Source organism: Sporolactobacillus shoreicorticis, from assembly GCF_024125445.1.
Classification (GTDB): domain Bacteria; phylum Bacillota; class Bacilli; order Bacillales; family Sporolactobacillaceae; genus Sporolactobacillus; species Sporolactobacillus shoreicorticis.
Genome location: NZ_JAMXWM010000005.1, coordinates 94,761 through 110,814 on the forward strand (window position 1 = coordinate 94,761; position 16,054 = coordinate 110,814).

13 protein-coding genes and 1 pseudogene are annotated in these 16,054 nt (G+C 43.5%); 7 read left to right on the top strand and 7 right to left on the bottom strand.

The features are described 5' to 3' along the window. From NIE88_RS06020 to NIE88_RS06030, 3 genes are all read right to left on the bottom strand, one after another. On the bottom strand, nt 1–1,212 hold the full coding sequence (locus NIE88_RS06020) for a multidrug efflux MFS transporter (RefSeq protein ID WP_253060267.1): 1,212 nt from the start codon (nt 1,210–1,212) through the stop codon (nt 1–3). A gap of 82 nt (nt 1,213–1,294) precedes the next feature. Continuing rightward, complete coding sequence (locus NIE88_RS06025; RefSeq protein ID WP_253060269.1) at nt 1,295–2,119, bottom strand: helix-turn-helix transcriptional regulator; 825 nt, start codon at nt 2,117–2,119, stop codon at nt 1,295–1,297. A gap of 975 nt (nt 2,120–3,094) precedes the next feature. Further along, nucleotides 3,095–3,421 (bottom strand): winged helix-turn-helix transcriptional regulator, encoded by a 327-nt coding sequence (locus NIE88_RS06030; protein WP_253060271.1) that lies wholly within the window; start codon nt 3,419–3,421, stop codon nt 3,095–3,097. A gap of 113 nt (nt 3,422–3,534) precedes the next feature. Between NIE88_RS06030 and NIE88_RS06035 the strand changes: the two genes are divergently transcribed. Then, nucleotides 3,535–4,470 (top strand): NAD-dependent epimerase/dehydratase family protein, encoded by a 936-nt coding sequence (locus NIE88_RS06035; RefSeq protein ID WP_253060273.1) that lies wholly within the window; start codon nt 3,535–3,537, stop codon nt 4,468–4,470. 145 nt (nt 4,471–4,615) lie between these two features. Here NIE88_RS06035 and pdxR read toward each other — a convergent pair whose 3' ends face one another. Continuing rightward, nucleotides 4,616–6,019: a MocR-like pyridoxine biosynthesis transcription factor PdxR gene (gene pdxR, locus NIE88_RS06040; protein WP_253060297.1), complete on the bottom strand. Its 1,404-nt coding sequence runs from the start codon at nt 6,017–6,019 to the stop codon at nt 4,616–4,618. A 124-nt stretch (nt 6,020–6,143) separates the two neighbouring features. Between pdxR and NIE88_RS06045 the strand changes: the two genes are divergently transcribed. Next, on the top strand, nt 6,144–7,058 hold the full coding sequence (locus NIE88_RS06045) for a DMT family transporter (RefSeq protein ID WP_253060299.1): 915 nt from the start codon (nt 6,144–6,146) through the stop codon (nt 7,056–7,058). A gap of 423 nt (nt 7,059–7,481) precedes the next feature. Here the strand turns inward: NIE88_RS06045 and NIE88_RS06050 are convergent, their stop codons facing one another. Then, complete coding sequence (locus NIE88_RS06050; RefSeq protein ID WP_253060301.1) at nt 7,482–8,732, bottom strand: type II restriction enzyme NmeDI-related protein; 1,251 nt, start codon at nt 8,730–8,732, stop codon at nt 7,482–7,484. A gap of 203 nt (nt 8,733–8,935) precedes the next feature. Between NIE88_RS06050 and NIE88_RS06055 the strand changes: the two genes are divergently transcribed. Next, nucleotides 8,936–10,039, top strand: coding sequence for a murein hydrolase activator EnvC family protein (locus tag NIE88_RS06055; RefSeq protein ID WP_253060303.1), 1,104 nt, complete (start codon nt 8,936–8,938; stop codon nt 10,037–10,039). Nucleotides 10,040–10,336: 297 nt separating this feature from the next. Here the strand turns inward: NIE88_RS06055 and NIE88_RS06060 are convergent, their stop codons facing one another. Continuing rightward, a complete protein-coding gene (locus NIE88_RS06060) occupies nt 10,337–11,032 on the bottom strand; it encodes a gamma-glutamyl-gamma-aminobutyrate hydrolase family protein (RefSeq protein WP_253060305.1) in 696 nt (231 codons plus the stop codon). A 207-nt stretch (nt 11,033–11,239) separates the two neighbouring features. On the opposite strand from NIE88_RS06060, the pseudogene NIE88_RS22750 reads away from it, so the two are divergent. After that, a pseudogene (locus tag NIE88_RS22750) lies at nt 11,240–11,473 on the top strand (rRNA adenine N-6-methyltransferase family protein); the annotation flags it as partial. Between the two features lie 18 nt (nt 11,474–11,491). Here the strand turns inward: NIE88_RS22750 and NIE88_RS06065 are convergent. Next, the gene (locus NIE88_RS06065; RefSeq protein ID WP_253060311.1) at nt 11,492–12,478 is read right to left on the bottom strand and encodes a choloylglycine hydrolase family protein; all 987 of its coding nucleotides are present in this window, start codon (nt 12,476–12,478) and stop codon (nt 11,492–11,494) included. 128 nt (nt 12,479–12,606) lie between these two features. Here NIE88_RS06065 and NIE88_RS06070 point away from each other — a divergent pair, with 128 nt between their 5' ends. From NIE88_RS06070 to NIE88_RS06080, 3 genes are all read left to right on the top strand, one after another. Continuing rightward, nucleotides 12,607–13,515: a LysR family transcriptional regulator gene (locus NIE88_RS06070; protein ID WP_253060313.1), complete on the top strand. Its 909-nt coding sequence runs from the start codon at nt 12,607–12,609 to the stop codon at nt 13,513–13,515. Between the two features lie 549 nt (nt 13,516–14,064). Next, nucleotides 14,065–14,625: a TetR/AcrR family transcriptional regulator gene (locus NIE88_RS06075; RefSeq protein WP_253060315.1), complete on the top strand. Its 561-nt coding sequence runs from the start codon at nt 14,065–14,067 to the stop codon at nt 14,623–14,625. Between the two features lie 118 nt (nt 14,626–14,743). Further along, complete coding sequence (locus NIE88_RS06080) at nt 14,744–16,021, top strand: MFS transporter (protein ID WP_253060317.1); 1,278 nt, start codon at nt 14,744–14,746, stop codon at nt 16,019–16,021. The last annotated feature ends 33 nt before the right edge of the window (nt 16,022–16,054 follow it).

The window sequence follows — 16,054 nt, forward strand, 5'->3', positions numbered from 1 at the left end:
TTATCCTATATGCTGTGCTTGACTGGGCTGCGCGGCGATTTGTCGGTAGACGCGCCAATAAACCCACAAGCCATTCACGAGCAGCAGTGCAGCAGTGACAAAAAAGACCGCACGAATACTTAACCAAGCGGCAATCTGGCCACCAAAAACAGATCCACCGAAAACACCTAAATACATCGCGGACATACTAAAACCAAATACCCGACCGGTCAGTGCAGCCGGAGTGATTTTTCGAATCATAATATTCACGGAAGGCATTAACCCGCCGGCAGTCAGACCGAACAGGAAGCGAAGCGTGATCAGTTGCCATGGTTCAGTGACAAAAGCTTGCGGGATAAAAAGCAGGCCGGCCGTAAAAAGCGCAATCACCATGATCTTATGTGCGCCAATCCGGTCGGACAGCTTTCCTAAGCACGGTGCGGCGATAATATTCGCAAGTCCAGAAGCTGAAAAAGCCAGCCCGGACAGCAGTGCAAGATGGCTGCTGTTTGTTAAATGGCTCATGAACACCGTCACAATCGGTTCAACGGAATATAAAGCGATAGTTAAGATAAATGCGGTCACAAACAGGGTAACGGTTAACCCTTTTTCCGGAATTTGATTCCAGATGTCTTTGGCGTGACGCACTTTTTTATCTGTTCGCTGGAACGATTCCTTGACAAAGAAAAGCGTGGTAAAAAAGGAAACCATCATCAGTGCACCGGTCATAAAAAACACATTTTGCAATCCAAAATGCTCACTAAGAAATCCGCCGATGAGCGGTCCAAGAAGCGAACCGGCTATGTTGGCAGTTGACAAGGTGCCCAGCGCCCACCCGGCATGTTCCTGATCCGTTTGGGTTGCGATCAGTGTCGTGCAGGCTGTACTGTAACCGGTAATCACACCCTGCAGAAGGCGCAGCCCAATCAGCACCGCAACATTAGGGGCAAATCCCATGAAGCCGATTACAATCGCCATACCCAGACTGGCTCGAAGCAGCATTGGTTTTCGACCGAATTTGTCTGCCACCGATCCCCAAATGGGCGAGAAGATCGCTGACAAAATAAAGGTACTGCCGAAAGCAATGCCGGATAATTGAGCAATTGCTGCTTCATGATCAACCCCTAGATGTCTAATGTATAGCGGCAGTATCGGTGCGATCTGGCTCATTCCAATTCCTGTAGCAAACATACCAAACCAGCATACGATTAAATTTCTTTTCCAAATCGGCATGATCCGCGCCTCCGAGTATAGGATGAATAATTACACCCAACAGTTTAAATGCAGATTAGCGGCCAATCCATAGCTGATTCTGTTATCCATGGACATTTCTGCTGTAATATTCGCTTGGGCTTATGCCCTCAGATTTTTTAAATAATCGGCTGAAATAAAATTCATCGGCAAATCCAAGCAGATGGGCGACTTCCTTGATCTTATGATTTCCGTCAAGGATCAGTTCCTTCGCTTTGTCAATTTTCATCTTGTTGAAATAGGAAATAACTGAGTAACCCGTGCTTTCTTTAAAGACTCTTGTAAGATAAGTGGGTGACCATTGGACAATTTCGGATAGTTTCTCTAAGGTAACATGTTTAGACAAGTTTCTTTGCATATGGTCGACAATATGCTCCACCTTCAGCGCACTTGCATCGTTCCTATTTTGTTTCCTGATATTCTCGGCAATTGCTGTAAGCAGTTGTTGAAAAAGTGTTCGCGCTGCAAAGGGATACCCGGGCCTTTTTTTGTCCCAACAAGTGGTCAAACGTCGAAACAATGCTTCTACCTCGTAGTAATCGGTTAATTTTTTCCCCGTTTTTTTCATCAATTTTTTCTTACCTTCATGGATCTTCCATTGAGTTTGACTCCGTTCCACCTCTGCGTAGCTGAAATGAACCGATAAAAAACCGCCGGGACCCGCTTCAGCCGCGAACGTATGATGAAGTCCGGGACTGATGTAGCAAAGCAGGCCCTTTTTAATTGAATAATGTCGCCTGTCAATCGTGACGGCTCCAGAGCCGCCGGTAAAAAGAATCAGTTCATGGTGGGAAAGCGTGCGACTGATCCTTCGCGGTACATGTTCCTTATCATCAAATGATCGATGGTTGCAATAATGAATATGGAAAAAAAGTTGATCGGACAACATGAATTCACCCGCTTTTCAAAGTAGGTACTTTCTTCTTGCTTTCAGTTATTATAAATTATTTTCGCATCGTCTGAAAATCCGTGATATGTCCCAATGAGTCAATCTTGATGCAGCAGCATCTCTGCATCATTGATTTCTAAATGGGTATTCACGTTGACACATATATCGGAAAGCAGCGAATGAGGTGTATTGACGAAGTAGTTTTTTATATTTTGCTGTCACTCTATATTCCACTGCATGGGTGAAATGATGAAAAAGATAAGAGTATGAGTGTGAGTGACGCGGGGAACCTGGAGCGGGAACCTTTATGGAGCGATCAATATCCTTCAGCAGAAAGGGTGAATACAACCATGCTTAACTGAAAAGACTTCCACAAAAAAAGAATATGTGATTACGAATCTTAGCAAAGAAATGACCGAGAAAGAATGGGTATTACTTAGGAAACTGCTTGCAAATGGAGAGAACGAAATTGCCTATCGGATCAAAAATGTGACACGATTCCATTTAGCAATGTTTTGGTTTTACTTGAACCTGAAGTTCCGTTAAGTATTCATCGATAATATCTGTCTCATAGCATCCGAGCAGGCACAGCTCAAAAAGGTTTGAGACGATTTCGAGATCGTTTTTTTCCGCAAAATCGGTTAGTTTGTGAGCCAGCTGTTTGGTTTTTATGTAATCACCTCGGTACGTTAATGATAAATAGTCTCCTTCAGGCAAAAAGTAGTTTGGTTTAACGGCGAGATCCGGAGTAAGAATGAAAAATATGGTTTGACAGTCAAAATAAGTAGATGAAGGCGCATTCTTAATTTCATATTCGTAGCAGTCTAAGGTTCCAATGAAGGAGGACTCAATATTATTGATTTGGATCAGTTTCTGCAGCAGATAATTCGCTTCCAGTTCCGTCCCCGAAAACTCATAGTGGAGACATAGGCAATTTCTTTTTTGTCGCCTAACGGGTGCAAGATCAATCTCTGTTCACGGTTTCATAATCTCCCATTTGTTGCCCCAAGTTTTCATTGTCACGAAGATCGGACGCAGCTCTTCTCCCTTTTCCGTTAAGTGGTATTCGACACGCGGTGGCGTTTCCGGAAAAACATTGCGTATGATGATGTTTGCCTGTTCCAGTTCTTTTAAACGCAGTGAAAGGGTCCGAGGGCTGATACCATCTAAATTTCTTTGCAGCTGATTGAAGCGATTTTCCCCCTGAAACATGTTTCGTAAAATTAAGAAGGTCCATTTTCCGCCAATTGTCTGAATCGTTCGCTCAATCGGACATGGATATTCGGATTGTTCAAGAGTCACAGGTTAGCCCCCATTACTTTAGTTTAAGATAGTACCTAAAAAATAAATCAGTACTACATGATCTATATTACTTCATTTATAATAGTTAATAAATAAAAATGAGGTGATAAACGATGAAGGCGATCGTATTCGGCGGCAACGGATTTATCGGCAGTCATGTAGTTGAACAGCTTCACCATGCGGGGCATGAGGTAACCGCCGTTGTTCGTTTTAAGAGCGACACAAATTTTTTAGAACAGTTAGGTGTAAATGTTGTGAACATCGACTACAGCAATCCCTCCCAGATCAATTTAGCAATGAAAGGAAAAGACATAGCATATAATTGCACAGCTTCACAAGGCGTGCAGGCAACGAATACTGAACCAACCGTGGAAATCGTTTTAACAAAACGGTTGGCAGAATCAGCAGCGGCTACCGATGTGAGACACTTTGTTCAGCTGAGTTCCATCATTATTTATGGCTTTGAAAAGGAGGGGGTGATTGATGAGAACTACGAGCCAATCATGCACTACTCCATACAAACGATTCAGCAAAAACGTGAGAGAATTGTCAAAGAGATCGGGAAAAGGACGGGGATGCTGACAACGATTGTCCGTCCGGCAGGTACGATCGGTGTTCGTGGTGAGCGTTCTTCCTTTGCAAGGTTCTTTAAATTGAATCAGTCCGGTCATTTTCCAATTATCGGGAAGGGAGAGGCGGTAACCTCTTTTATTGATACGCGGGATATCGGTCGGGCCATGACTTTTCTTGGTGCAAAAAAAATTGTGGGCACTTATTTGTTGAAAGGATTCGATGTAACATGGATGCAATTAAAAAACATGATGGATGAAGTCACAGGCAGGCAAACGAACTATGTTTCTATTCCAAAGGGGCTAAATGCAGCTCAATTGTCTGAACAGGGAATAGATGGATACGCGTATCATACATTTTCAGTCAGCCGTATTTGGGATGATTCAAAGCTTCGAAATCAGGGCTTTCATTCTGTATACTCTTTTCAACAGGCTGTCGAAAGTGAAGTAGCTTTTTTAAGCGAAAAGGATGGTTTTTGAAGAAAGTAAAACCCTACCGTAATATGGGTAGACTGACTTGTCAGGTAAGGAAGGACATTCTTAATTAAATTGAAACAACTTAGACATTTTCGCGACCTTTTACTACGATCGGCAGCGTAACGATCTTATTTCTGCCCGGCATTGATCAGCCCTTTCGTATGATCGTTTTTGTGACCAGATCATGCAATAGTGAAATGCCTCTGTGAATCTCATCTTGTTCCAGGTGCCCATATCCAAGCAGCAGTTTATTCATATGACGTTTCTTGTCCCTAATACAATGGTTCGCGACAGAAGTTAAGTAAATTCCCTTTTGCCTGCATGTATTGATGAACGAATCATCAAAACGCAGGCCGGGGAATTCTGCTGCAAGATGCAGCCCGGATGCGTCGCCCCAAGGTCGCCATTGGCGGCCGAAAAAGGCGGTTAACGATGCGAGAAGCGTCTGTCTGCGCTGGTCATACCGTTTGCGCATCTGACGCAAATGCCTGTCAAACTTTCTTGTGTGTAAAAATTCGGCTAAAACGGCTTGATCAAAAAATGAATTTTGGACATCCGTATATTTGCGCAAATCGCGCCAGCGTTGATGAAGTGTAGGCGGAAGAACTGCGTACCCAATTCGAATAGCCGGAAAGAGAGATTTACTGAAGGTGCCGACATGGATCACACGATCAGGATTCATGGCATAAAGCGGTGTAATCGGTTCACCGAGATAACGAAATTCGCTGTCATAATCATCCTCAACAATATAGGTTCCGCTTTTTCCGGCGAACCGAATCAATTCAGCCCGGCGTCCGGCTGGCAGAATGCCGCCGAGTGGAAATTGATGCGAAGGCGTCACATAGATCGCGCATGCATTTGTCCCTTCTAAGCCATCTGTTTGTAAACCGTTCGCATCGACCGGCACAGGGGCAATCGGGCAGCCCTTATTTTGAAGAATATGATAAATCCCACTGTGACAAGGATCTTCAATCAAAAACTGCTTCCCTTTTTGGCAGACTAAGTCGGCAATGATGTGGAGCGCGTGCGTTGATCCGGCCGTTATGAAAAGATCATTGGTGTTCACAAGCAGTCCCTTGCTTCGGTAGAGCCATGCGGCAATTTCGCTTCTCAGTTCGGGTAATCCTTGAGTTCCCGTATACCCAAGCTGCTCCGGTTTAAATTCATGGAACACTTTTTGCGCCATTCTTTGCCAAAGATAGCGGGGAAACGCGTTTAGATCCGGCCGCCCAGTTTGAAAATTGACAATAAATGATTGTGGCTTTGTCTTTTGATCCGGCTGTTTCACCTGACTGTCTCTTTCTATGTGCAATCCGTCGGCGACCCGGGTAGCGGCTCCCTGATGACTGATTACGAAGCCTTCGGCAATGAGCAGATCATAGGCTTCGTTTACGGTATTTCGTGATACGGATAAGGCGTGAGCCAGTTCTCGCGTGGAGGGCAGTTTTTCACCTGCCTTCACGTGACCGCTTAGCATGCGATCAGTCATTGCTTTGTAAATCTGTCGTCTCAAGGAAAGCTCGCTTTGCCGATTCAACTCAATGCCCCACATAGGACCTCCTAACTGGACCCCAACAAATCGAGTTTAACTGATCCTTTAGCCATGCCAGTTTGTTTATTATGATTATATCATCGATTGAGTCAGTAATCATGGTTATTTTAGGAGGCTGATCATTTTGGAACGACTGCGAGGCATGGTCTATTTTTTGGTTGCGTTTGCACTGGCCGGAACATCGGTGATTTCGGCGCAATTGCTCAATGAGAAACTAGGCACATTTACTATTACTTCAGTGAGTTTGCTTATTGCGCTTTTCTGTCTCTTACCGCTGTGCTGGAAAAAAGTAATCGCGACACTTGGCCGTTTATCGGCCGGTGAATGGCTGCTTTTATGCGTTCAAGCGGTTTTTGGCGTTTTTTTGTTCCGCTTCTTTCTTTTAACCGGTCTGCTGTATACAAGTGCCGGAGAAGCCGGATTGTTAACCGGCGCAACTCCTGCGCTGACTGTACTGATTGCTCGAATCCTTTTAAAAGAAAGGGTACATAAGGGGAAAATGATCGGTATTTTCTGTACGGTTGTCGGTATTTTGTTGATTCAAGGTGTGCTGATTCCCGGAGAAAAATTTTCCATGGATCATATGCTTGGTAACTTATTGGTACTTTTGGCCATGTTCAGCGAATCGTTGTTTAATACATTTTCTCGCACGACGGCTGTTCGAACGCAATCTTCTGAACGATCATCCATTCATCCTATGGTTCAGACAACGATTGTTTCCGCTGTGGCATGTGTGCTTTGCCTGATTCCGTCGCTTTTTGAATCGCCATGGACCTCACTGTTAGTGATCGGATGGAAAGAGTGGATGGCGCTTGTTTGGTATGGTCTGTTTGTTACGGTAATCGCGTTTATCTTTTGGTATGCGGGCATCAAACGATGTCAGGCTTCTACAGCCGCTGCTTTTTCCGGAGTCATGCCTTTTACCGCTTTACTTTTATCGGTTGTTGTACTCGGTGAGCACGCGAGCTGGGAGCAATGGGTCGGCGGCGCCGTAGTCATATTGGGAATGGTTCTGATCAGCAGGAGAACTGCGGTGTGATGTGTTTGCGCCGATTCAAAAGAGGTGAGTCTCAGTGCAACGGATCAAGAAAAGTTCTGACTCTCACTTTAAAAATAATCGTCGATTGGAGAGTGAAAAATTGATCATGAAAATGGCCGATGTCCTTTACTTTCATAAATAACTCATTATAGATTACATTTGGGAGGATTTAGGGTAGAAATTCTACCGGAAATCCACACAATATTTGTAGCTCACCATACTTTTATAACAACATCTTCTTAAAATTAATCGAGAAATAAATTGCCATCGTTCTAAATCATAAGATTAATCAATACCCATATCAAAGTATATTTCAAGACTATTTTCCAAAAGCGACTTGCTTTTGCATCGAGTTTCGGATGATCAAGTCACTGATTTTATTGAGCGTCGGCTGCGAGATCAATGATATAAACCCAGTAAAAATCAAACCGATTTTGCAATCGGATTAAGGATGCTGATGTCTGTGCCGAATTTACACATGGCGTCGCAATCACATTGTAAGTCTGAAAATAATAGATAAGACATAACGGATTTTAAGGATTCCTCTTTAACAAAAGATGGGCGCATTAATTGCGCTTTGATTTCTTTTTCGCGTTTGTCGGGAGCAACAAGAAAAAGTCTGCATGCTTGACCAACAGACAGTGATAAATCATAGAGTCGGAGAATGCCTGAGTAAATGGAGGTGCTCTTCTCCACTTCAAATCCGCTGATAATTTGATCATCCTGATTCAGCCAGAGCACATCAATCAGGGATACGGTGTCAAAAACACTTTTACTCAGATCAGTGAGCGGCAGTGCGGGAAGCGAGTATTCACCTAGCTTTTTGCCGTTATATTCGCGCTTATGATCGTTTTGGGCGATCCACACATGATACCCCAGTGACCATCCTAATCTTGCTAAATGGTATTGCATTTCACTATGTGCATTTTCTTCAATTTGATCATCAAGAACTTGGCCATGCCTTTTTTTCAATGCTTTTAACCGTTTTTCATTTTCCGCAACCAGAATTCCGTCACTATTTTCGGGTAGGACAAGTCGGCCTGTGCCAATCTCAAACAGTAAACCGGCAAAAGCGCCTAAGTCTTTAGATAAGCCTGACTGTTGATTTGTTGCCAGGATTTCCTCTCTCATTTCAAGATAAGCTGTCCAGGAACCGAGCTTAAGCCTTTTATGAAATAATGTATTGAATCCGCGAACGATTGCCGTATTGAAAGGCGGAAATAGAGTGGGATGAAGAAAGTAAATGATATTGGCAACTGCGGGACCCAAGCCCTTAATCTTTAATTGGTCGAGCTTCACGATCTCATCAAAAATCTGTTTTTCATTTTTTGCATGCAGACAAGCATTAAGAAATCTTCCGAAAGCTAGCTGGTTATCTGAATTCTCATAAATGTCCGGGATACGCAGTTTTGGTTTCCAGAAAAACGGATGTGCCGCGCCTTGGAAAATCTGTTTTTGCTCCGATATCGCCGAAACAACGGTCTCTAGACTGGATCCTTTGAAATCGTTGCCAAAGGTACGCTTCTCGAATTCACTAATAACCCTTTTAAGTCCCTTTTTGATTGTGCGGAAGGCCTTGAGACGATCTTCGTTATTCATAAACCAAGTATGATAGACTGATTCCCGATCCTCTATATATGCGCTGATGAGCTTATCCAAATCTTCACGAGCCAATGGTTTTTCCTCCGTTACTAGTATGATTTTATTATAGCTTAATACTGTCCATGAGAAAGGCGTTATTATTTTGTCATTAAATTGTTATCGAATCATGTCTTGGCGTGTCACAATGAGTTGTTATGATAGGCTTATAAAGATTCCGCCGAGACAATTGGCCGAAGCGATCAAATATAGAGAAAATACTAGAGGGGAAAGGGATCATGGATCGGAAGTACATACATAAAGCACTGGCGCTCGGGCTGATGGTTTCTTTGATTATGGGCTACATCGCGCCTGAAGCACACGCAGCACAAAATCAACGGTTTTCCGAGAATCAGCAGCAACAAGACGTGGTCATCAAACAGCTTAAAAGTTTGGATCATCAAGTGAAAAAAATCAAGGCAGCGTTGGACGCTAAACGGGATCAGCTCGCTGAAAACCGCGAAAAATCGAAGTGGATGAAGGAAGAAATCGAGCGGCTGGACAAGCAGATCGACAGCAGGGATAAGTTAATGAAAGAGCGGATTCGAATCATGTATGTCAATGAAGGATCTGCGAATTATCTTGATGTTTTGCTCGGTTCGGAGAATTTTGGAAATTTCATTGATCGGTTGTTCGCGTTAAAAACAATCTCTGAAAACGATCGGAACATGCTGAACGATCAAAAGAACGACAAGGCGAACCGGTCCGCAAACCAGCAGGCTCTGATCAAAGAACAAAGTCAGTTGAAGAACGGCTTAGAAGAATTAAAGGATTTGAGAACCGAGCTGCTTAAAAAGGAAGAGGAGCAGCGCAGCCAATTAGCGTTGTTGAAAAAAGAAGCCGAGAAAATAAAGGAAAAAGAAATGGATGAGGACGAAAGAAGAGAAGTCGCCAAAGCGCAAATGCACACCATAAACGATGAAAACCTTTCCGACAGTGACGCAGCGTTCATAAAGCCGGCGCAAGGCTATATCTCGTCCGGATTCGGCAAACGGTCCTTTGACAACAACTTTCATCCGGGGATTGATATTGCCAATAGCGAGGGAACACCGGTGAAAGCCGCTGCGGACGGTGTTGTTTTTCGAGCGTATCAATCGCCTAGTTATGGAAACACAGTGATGATATCACATAAGTTCAATGGAAAATTATTTACGACCGTTTACGCACACTTAAGCAGTTATCAAGTCGCAACAGGTGCACGCGTCACTAAAGGTCAAGTCATTGGCAAGATGGGCAATACGGGCGAATCGTTTGGCTCACATCTGCACTTCGAATTATATGACGGGCAATGGAATCCGCCGCCGCATAACGGCGCTGTCGATCCGATGAAGTATATTCAGTGAAAAGAGTGGGATTGGGAGCTATTTGTCGCGTTTATCTGAATGAAACACGAGAGGAACAAAAAAGTCCCTTGTGGAGGCGAGAACTCCGCAAGAGATCTTACAGTTACCGCTCATGTAACGGTGCTGGTTCTGCCATAAAATATAGCGATCTGATTTTTAGAGCAAAATTAAAAAAAACCGAATTACGGATTTGATCCGTGTTTCGGGTGCAGTCCTTTATACAAATCTTATTTAAAGAGCTTTATTACAATAGGTCTTTGTATCTCTCGCTTCGTTAAGCTTTGAGAGTTTTCCAACCTAAATACAGGCGTTTACAAAAGCAGAAAACAGTTTTTGGCTGTCGATGCTTGAAAACGCAAACTCAGGATGCCATTGCACCGCCTGAACGAATCTTCTTTCCGGCATATACACGGCTTCCACTAAGCCGTCCTGGGCATCGGCTGTTGGAGTGAGCTGGGGCGCAATTCGCTTGATTCCCTGATGATGGTAACTGTTAACTGAGACTTCATCTTTGCCAAGCAAATCCCGCAAAGGGCCCTTGATACTCACCGTATGCGCTGGTCTGTCATAAGGCGGTTTCTGGCTGTGGCAAATGCCGGAAGGCAATTCGGAAGGTATGTCCTGATACAGCGTTCCCCCCAGCACAGCGTTAAAAAGCTGAATCCCTCGGCATATGCCAAAGGCGGGTTTATCTGCATCCAATACCTCACGAAACAGCATGGTTTCCATAAGGTCGCGCCGTGGGCAAGTTTCACCGCATTTTACGCTTTCCCGCTCTCCATATAAATTCGGCGAAACATCATGTCCTCCCGTAAAAAGAAATCCTTCGAAATGTTCTGAAATTTCTCTGATGATGGCCGGATCATCTGTAAGGGGCAACATGACAGGGATGGCTCCGGCCTGCCGGATACCGTCCATGTATCCCGGCACCATCCACAAGCTGTCTTTTGCATGATCCCAAAGGGGCACGATTCCAATCATTGCTTTTGTCATATACTTCCTCCTAAGAAAGAGAAGAGGCCCTGAACGGTTTATACCATTCAAGACCCATTTGTCTGAATTCATTATATTTAAGTGCGAAACATAAGTCAATATATGATTTACTCACATTTGTGTGAAAAGAGCAAAGCATCAATTCATTCAATGTTTCGCTCTTTTTTTTGTTATACAGGCAGTTTCATGTAAAGTTTTTCTTAATTTATTAATGATCTTGCTTTTCATTTTCCAAAGGCGGGACGTTACTGTATTATCGGAAACATCCCTTTTGACATTAGTACCAAAATCATTAAAAAAGTTGTTTTTGAATCGGTTGCCTCTGAAATGCACTTGATTGTGGAATATGGTTTTGCGTGCCGATTGTTGGACACACGTCGGCTGCTTGGTCTGATTCTTTTACCTGAAGTCGAGATATTTCTAATAAAAAGAATTCCTAGAAACTGGTTCACGTTGCTTTTAGTTTTCGTCATGAATGGACGGAACACGGTGATAGGGATAGACTTTAACTTCGTCCGAATCCAGATTCTCATTAAACAAATGAACCGCCGAAATTTGCTGACAATCATAGCTTTGATAATAATAGGTGCCCGATTCGAGACACATAGCCGAAGTGTAGAGTGTATAATCTTCGGCATTATCGGGAGTGACAACCACTCCTTTAGGGAGCGAACAATTTGATAATACATGAAGCAGACCGGTAATCCCATTCGCTTCATTGTCGATACCTGTAAGATTCTGCTTTAAGAAGGCTGCCCGAACAAATCGAGAGGGCGGTGTAAAGTCGCCCGGCAGTCCGAATGAACCCGATCCTTGGCTAAAGGCGCTTAATTTTAAATCAATCCACTGAGTGGGAGCAAACTGCTGCGATTGAAGTCCGATATATTGTCTTAAGTTTTGCAGATGCCAGTCAAATTCAGGGCTGTTTGTCATCACGCCAACCGGATTGTCATAGATTTGTACCCCCTTACCGGTCGCTTCAATGACAATGCATGCACCGGATTTATCCGATAAGATCCAATGCAAAGGAGGGGTGACGCCTAATGCAGGCAGCGGAACATCTAAAAAGGCAACGCGAGTCATGGCCTCTTTAACCGCTTGGACCGAATTGAATTGTGTCAGACACCAAAGCACAAAATCCTGGGGAGGGAGATTTGTTTTGTCGCTAGCCGCCTCCTTGTTGTAGGAAGCAAAGCCCGGCAAATAAAGGGTGGCACAGGCCAAGCCCGATTCATTCAATCCATCGGCAAATGTGACCTTGCCTTGCTGATCGGTTCCCATGCCAACGACTCCCAGTTTTGCTGTGATCGTCTCTTGCGTTATATTGTCCCATTTATAACGCCGAGGTGTTATGATCACACGCTGGTTCAAATCCATCGCAAAATCCATTGTTCTGCCAAATAAATGATGACCGTCCTTGGTTTGAAGCGTCAGGCTTGTACACATATTTTTAATCGCTCCCTTGAATCTGAATCAGTACTCTTACTAAATAGTTTACATGGCCGATTTTGTTAAGTAAAATTAATCTTAATTACTTTTTGATTAAGTATAACTTAATGATTGAGGGATAAAAAATGAACTTTGAACAGTTGAAAATTCTAACCGTACTGGCTCAGGAACGGCAGTTTTCCAAAGTGGCAAACAGGCTGCATCTGACAGCTTCAGCGGTCAGTCAAGCGGTGTCCAAACTCGAATTAGAGTTGGGAACAACACTATTCCGACGTTCGCGAAAGAACACTTTTCCGACAACGGACGGTCAATATATTATTCGAATCGCGCACATCATCCTCGAAAAGAAACAAGAGATTTATGACTATACCGCGGATCACCACCATCAGGTCAAGTTAAAAATCAAAATCGGCGCGATTCCCGGTATCATTGACCGTTTCGTTCATTTGCTTGGATTGCTTCAACATGAATTTCCATTCATAGAGATTCAAATGATTGAGCTGAATACACAAAACTTAATCAAACAGCTGCGTGAAGGTAAGTTTGATTTTGCCTTACTCGGTTTTTCAGATGCTTTGCCCAACTATCATCTGCCGTTTGATTTGGCAAAGCTGACGGATGACGGTTATTTTTTCGCGGTGAGTGAGCAATCGCCGCTGGCTCAATTCAAACAATTGACCTATGCACAGGTCGTTCATTACCCATTTGCTCTTTATCAAGACAGTTATCTTTTGAACCATGTCAGCCATATTGAAAACAAAACGCGTCAATCGGTTCGTGTGTTATTCGAAACGAACACAATGAATGCGATCATCGAGTCTGTCTATGAAAACATGGCGATTACATTTGGACCCTACTACTCGCTTGTTAACAGCTTTCACGATGATCGGCGTGTCAAGGTGATTCCGATGGAGGCGGATTCTGAGGTGTTGCGCACCTACTTATGGTTCCTTTCTTCGAAGGACCCATCGCTGGCATCTTTAAGTCAAACCTTACTTACATTGATTAAACAGGAGCTTCAGATTCCTGACTAAACTCCTGTGAGAGATTCGTTAATTCCCTAAATTGTTTGAAACGTAAATTTTGACGCTTCAATCGTGGATAGAAGATTATCGTTCATTTTCAACCGATACTGCTCTTGAAAGAGTTCTTCTTTCTTATCAAGGTATTCTTCACAATAGACCTCAGCTATATTTTCGTGTTTGATTATTCAGAGGATTCGATTCAAGATTATCAATGGTTTGAATTTTTCACAAACGTTCTTGCAGCACGAAAGTTAAGATGTTTCTTAGCTCATTCGTTGCATAATCGATGTCGCTATTCAAGAGTCATCGTTCTAGCTTTAGTTTATAATCGGCGGATCGGGACTGGAATGATTTTATCCGGATGATCAGAAGCTATTGAAACCATAAATTTATTTCTATTATATTTAGAATAGATTGACAACTATAAAAAATAATAGCATAATAACTCTAACAATGTGGAAACTATAAATACTAAATTGGTTTTTTAATTATTTTGCCCGATTTTATGATTATCCTGGTACGTGTTCATTACGAAACATAAAAAAGTGAGGTCATACGATGAAGAAAAATATTGTCGATACGGCGGCACAGCTTATCGCCAAACATGGGTTGAAGAAATTTACGATCGATGAAATTGCTTCAGAACTTAAGATGAGCAAGAAAACGATTTATCAACATTTTCACAGTAAAAACGAAATCATTCACGCTTATTTTGCGACTTATATTGAAAGTGACAAGCAGAGTACGGAAGAAACACTGAGCACAAACCACTCTATTCCTCAAAAAATTCATGACATTGTTTATGCCAGTCACCAATACCGGCTTCCGATCGCCGTATTGGAAGAAGCGAGACACTTTTACCCCGAAGAATGGGCATCCATTGAAGAATTAAGGCAGTTCAAGTTGGATGTAACGCAGACATTATTAGAGCGGGGCATTGACGAGGGGATCTTTAAGCCCGACATTAATCTGGCACTATTATCAAAGCTGATTGAAAAAACCAGCACGATGTTTATGGATTATGAATTTCTTCTAGAGAATCGCTTGAAACCAAGAGAAGCAATTGATGAGGCGTTAAATATGATTTTCGATGGAGTCATAAGGAATGAGCATCGCTAAAAATGAGACGGCTTGATCACCTCACTCACATGTTTGGAGCAGGTGAGAATGGTTTTTATAAATGATTCACCGGCGGATGTTGTTAGCCACGGTAATTTAACTTGTTGGAGGTAGGACTATGCATTCAAAAAAATTTTTCCCCGGCTGGCTGATCGTTGTCGGTGGATTTCTGATCATGGCAACTTGTTATGCAGTTTTCGTCAATTGCTTCAACCTTTTTCTGGTGCCCATCACACAAGATTTAGGCATTGCAAGAGCGCAATTCAATGCCAACTCAAGCATTGCCGCGCTAGTTGGTGTGCTTGCTTCACTCGTTGTGGGAAAACTTGTCGACAAACACAGTGCTCGCTCTATCGGTGTCTTTTGTGTTTTGATCACAGTCATAGTAATGGTCTGTTGGGCATTTGTCACGCAACTGTGGCAGATGTATCTGCTTTCTTTGGTGATCGGATTCAGCGTTGTGTCGGGAACGCGCTTATTAATTTCGATTCTTGTCGCGAACTGGTTTGATCACAAACGTGGACTTGCCATTTCCATCGCGCTTAGCGGCAGCGGTGTCGGCGGCGCAGTCATGAGCCAGATTGTATCCGCTATGATCGCGGCACATGGCTGGCGGCCTACCTTTCTGATTTTAGCCGTCATCACATTTTTGTGCAGTATGCCGCTGACAGCGACGATATTCAGAAACAATCCGTCGGATACCGGTCTGAAGTCGTATGGAGCAAGTGATGAGGAAGAGAAGGGCGCCGATCAAAAGCGAACGGATCAAACGGTTACGGGTGTTGATCAGAGCGTGGCGGTTCGCAGCAACGCATTTTGGATGCTCATGATCGGGTTCCTCTTAATGGGGTTGATCAACGGAGGAGTCATCATGAATATGTCGGCAAACTTTATCGATGCCGGTCATACGACGGCGTTTGCGACCAATATTGTTTCCATGCAAATGCTCGTGCTAATCATTGCGAAAATAGCTCTTGGTGCTTTGTATGATCGCTTTGGATTGACTACCGCAACAATGGTCGGCAGCATAACCACGATTCTTGCAACCGTCTCATTGCTGTTTGGCCATACGATGATCGCGCCGTATTTATTCGCTCTCTTTTTCGGATTTGGTACCTGTTTGGGTACGGTCGCGCCCCCTTTGATGGTGATTAATGAATTTGGAAAAAGAAGTCTTGGCACCTTAGTAGGCTATGTCACAGCGATTGAAATGCTGGGTGTGGCGATTGGTGCGCTCATGCTTGGCGCGATCTACGATGCTACGGGCGCTTATGCTCTTGGTTGGATGATCCTGTCTGTGCTTGGCGCGGTTATGACGGTGACATTGATTCTTTCGATCGGGATGTCAAAAAAATTGGTTGCCGGATTGCAAGCAATAAGTGATTCACTGGAATAGTAAGGGATCATTTCATGTTACGCGTGGCTTCGG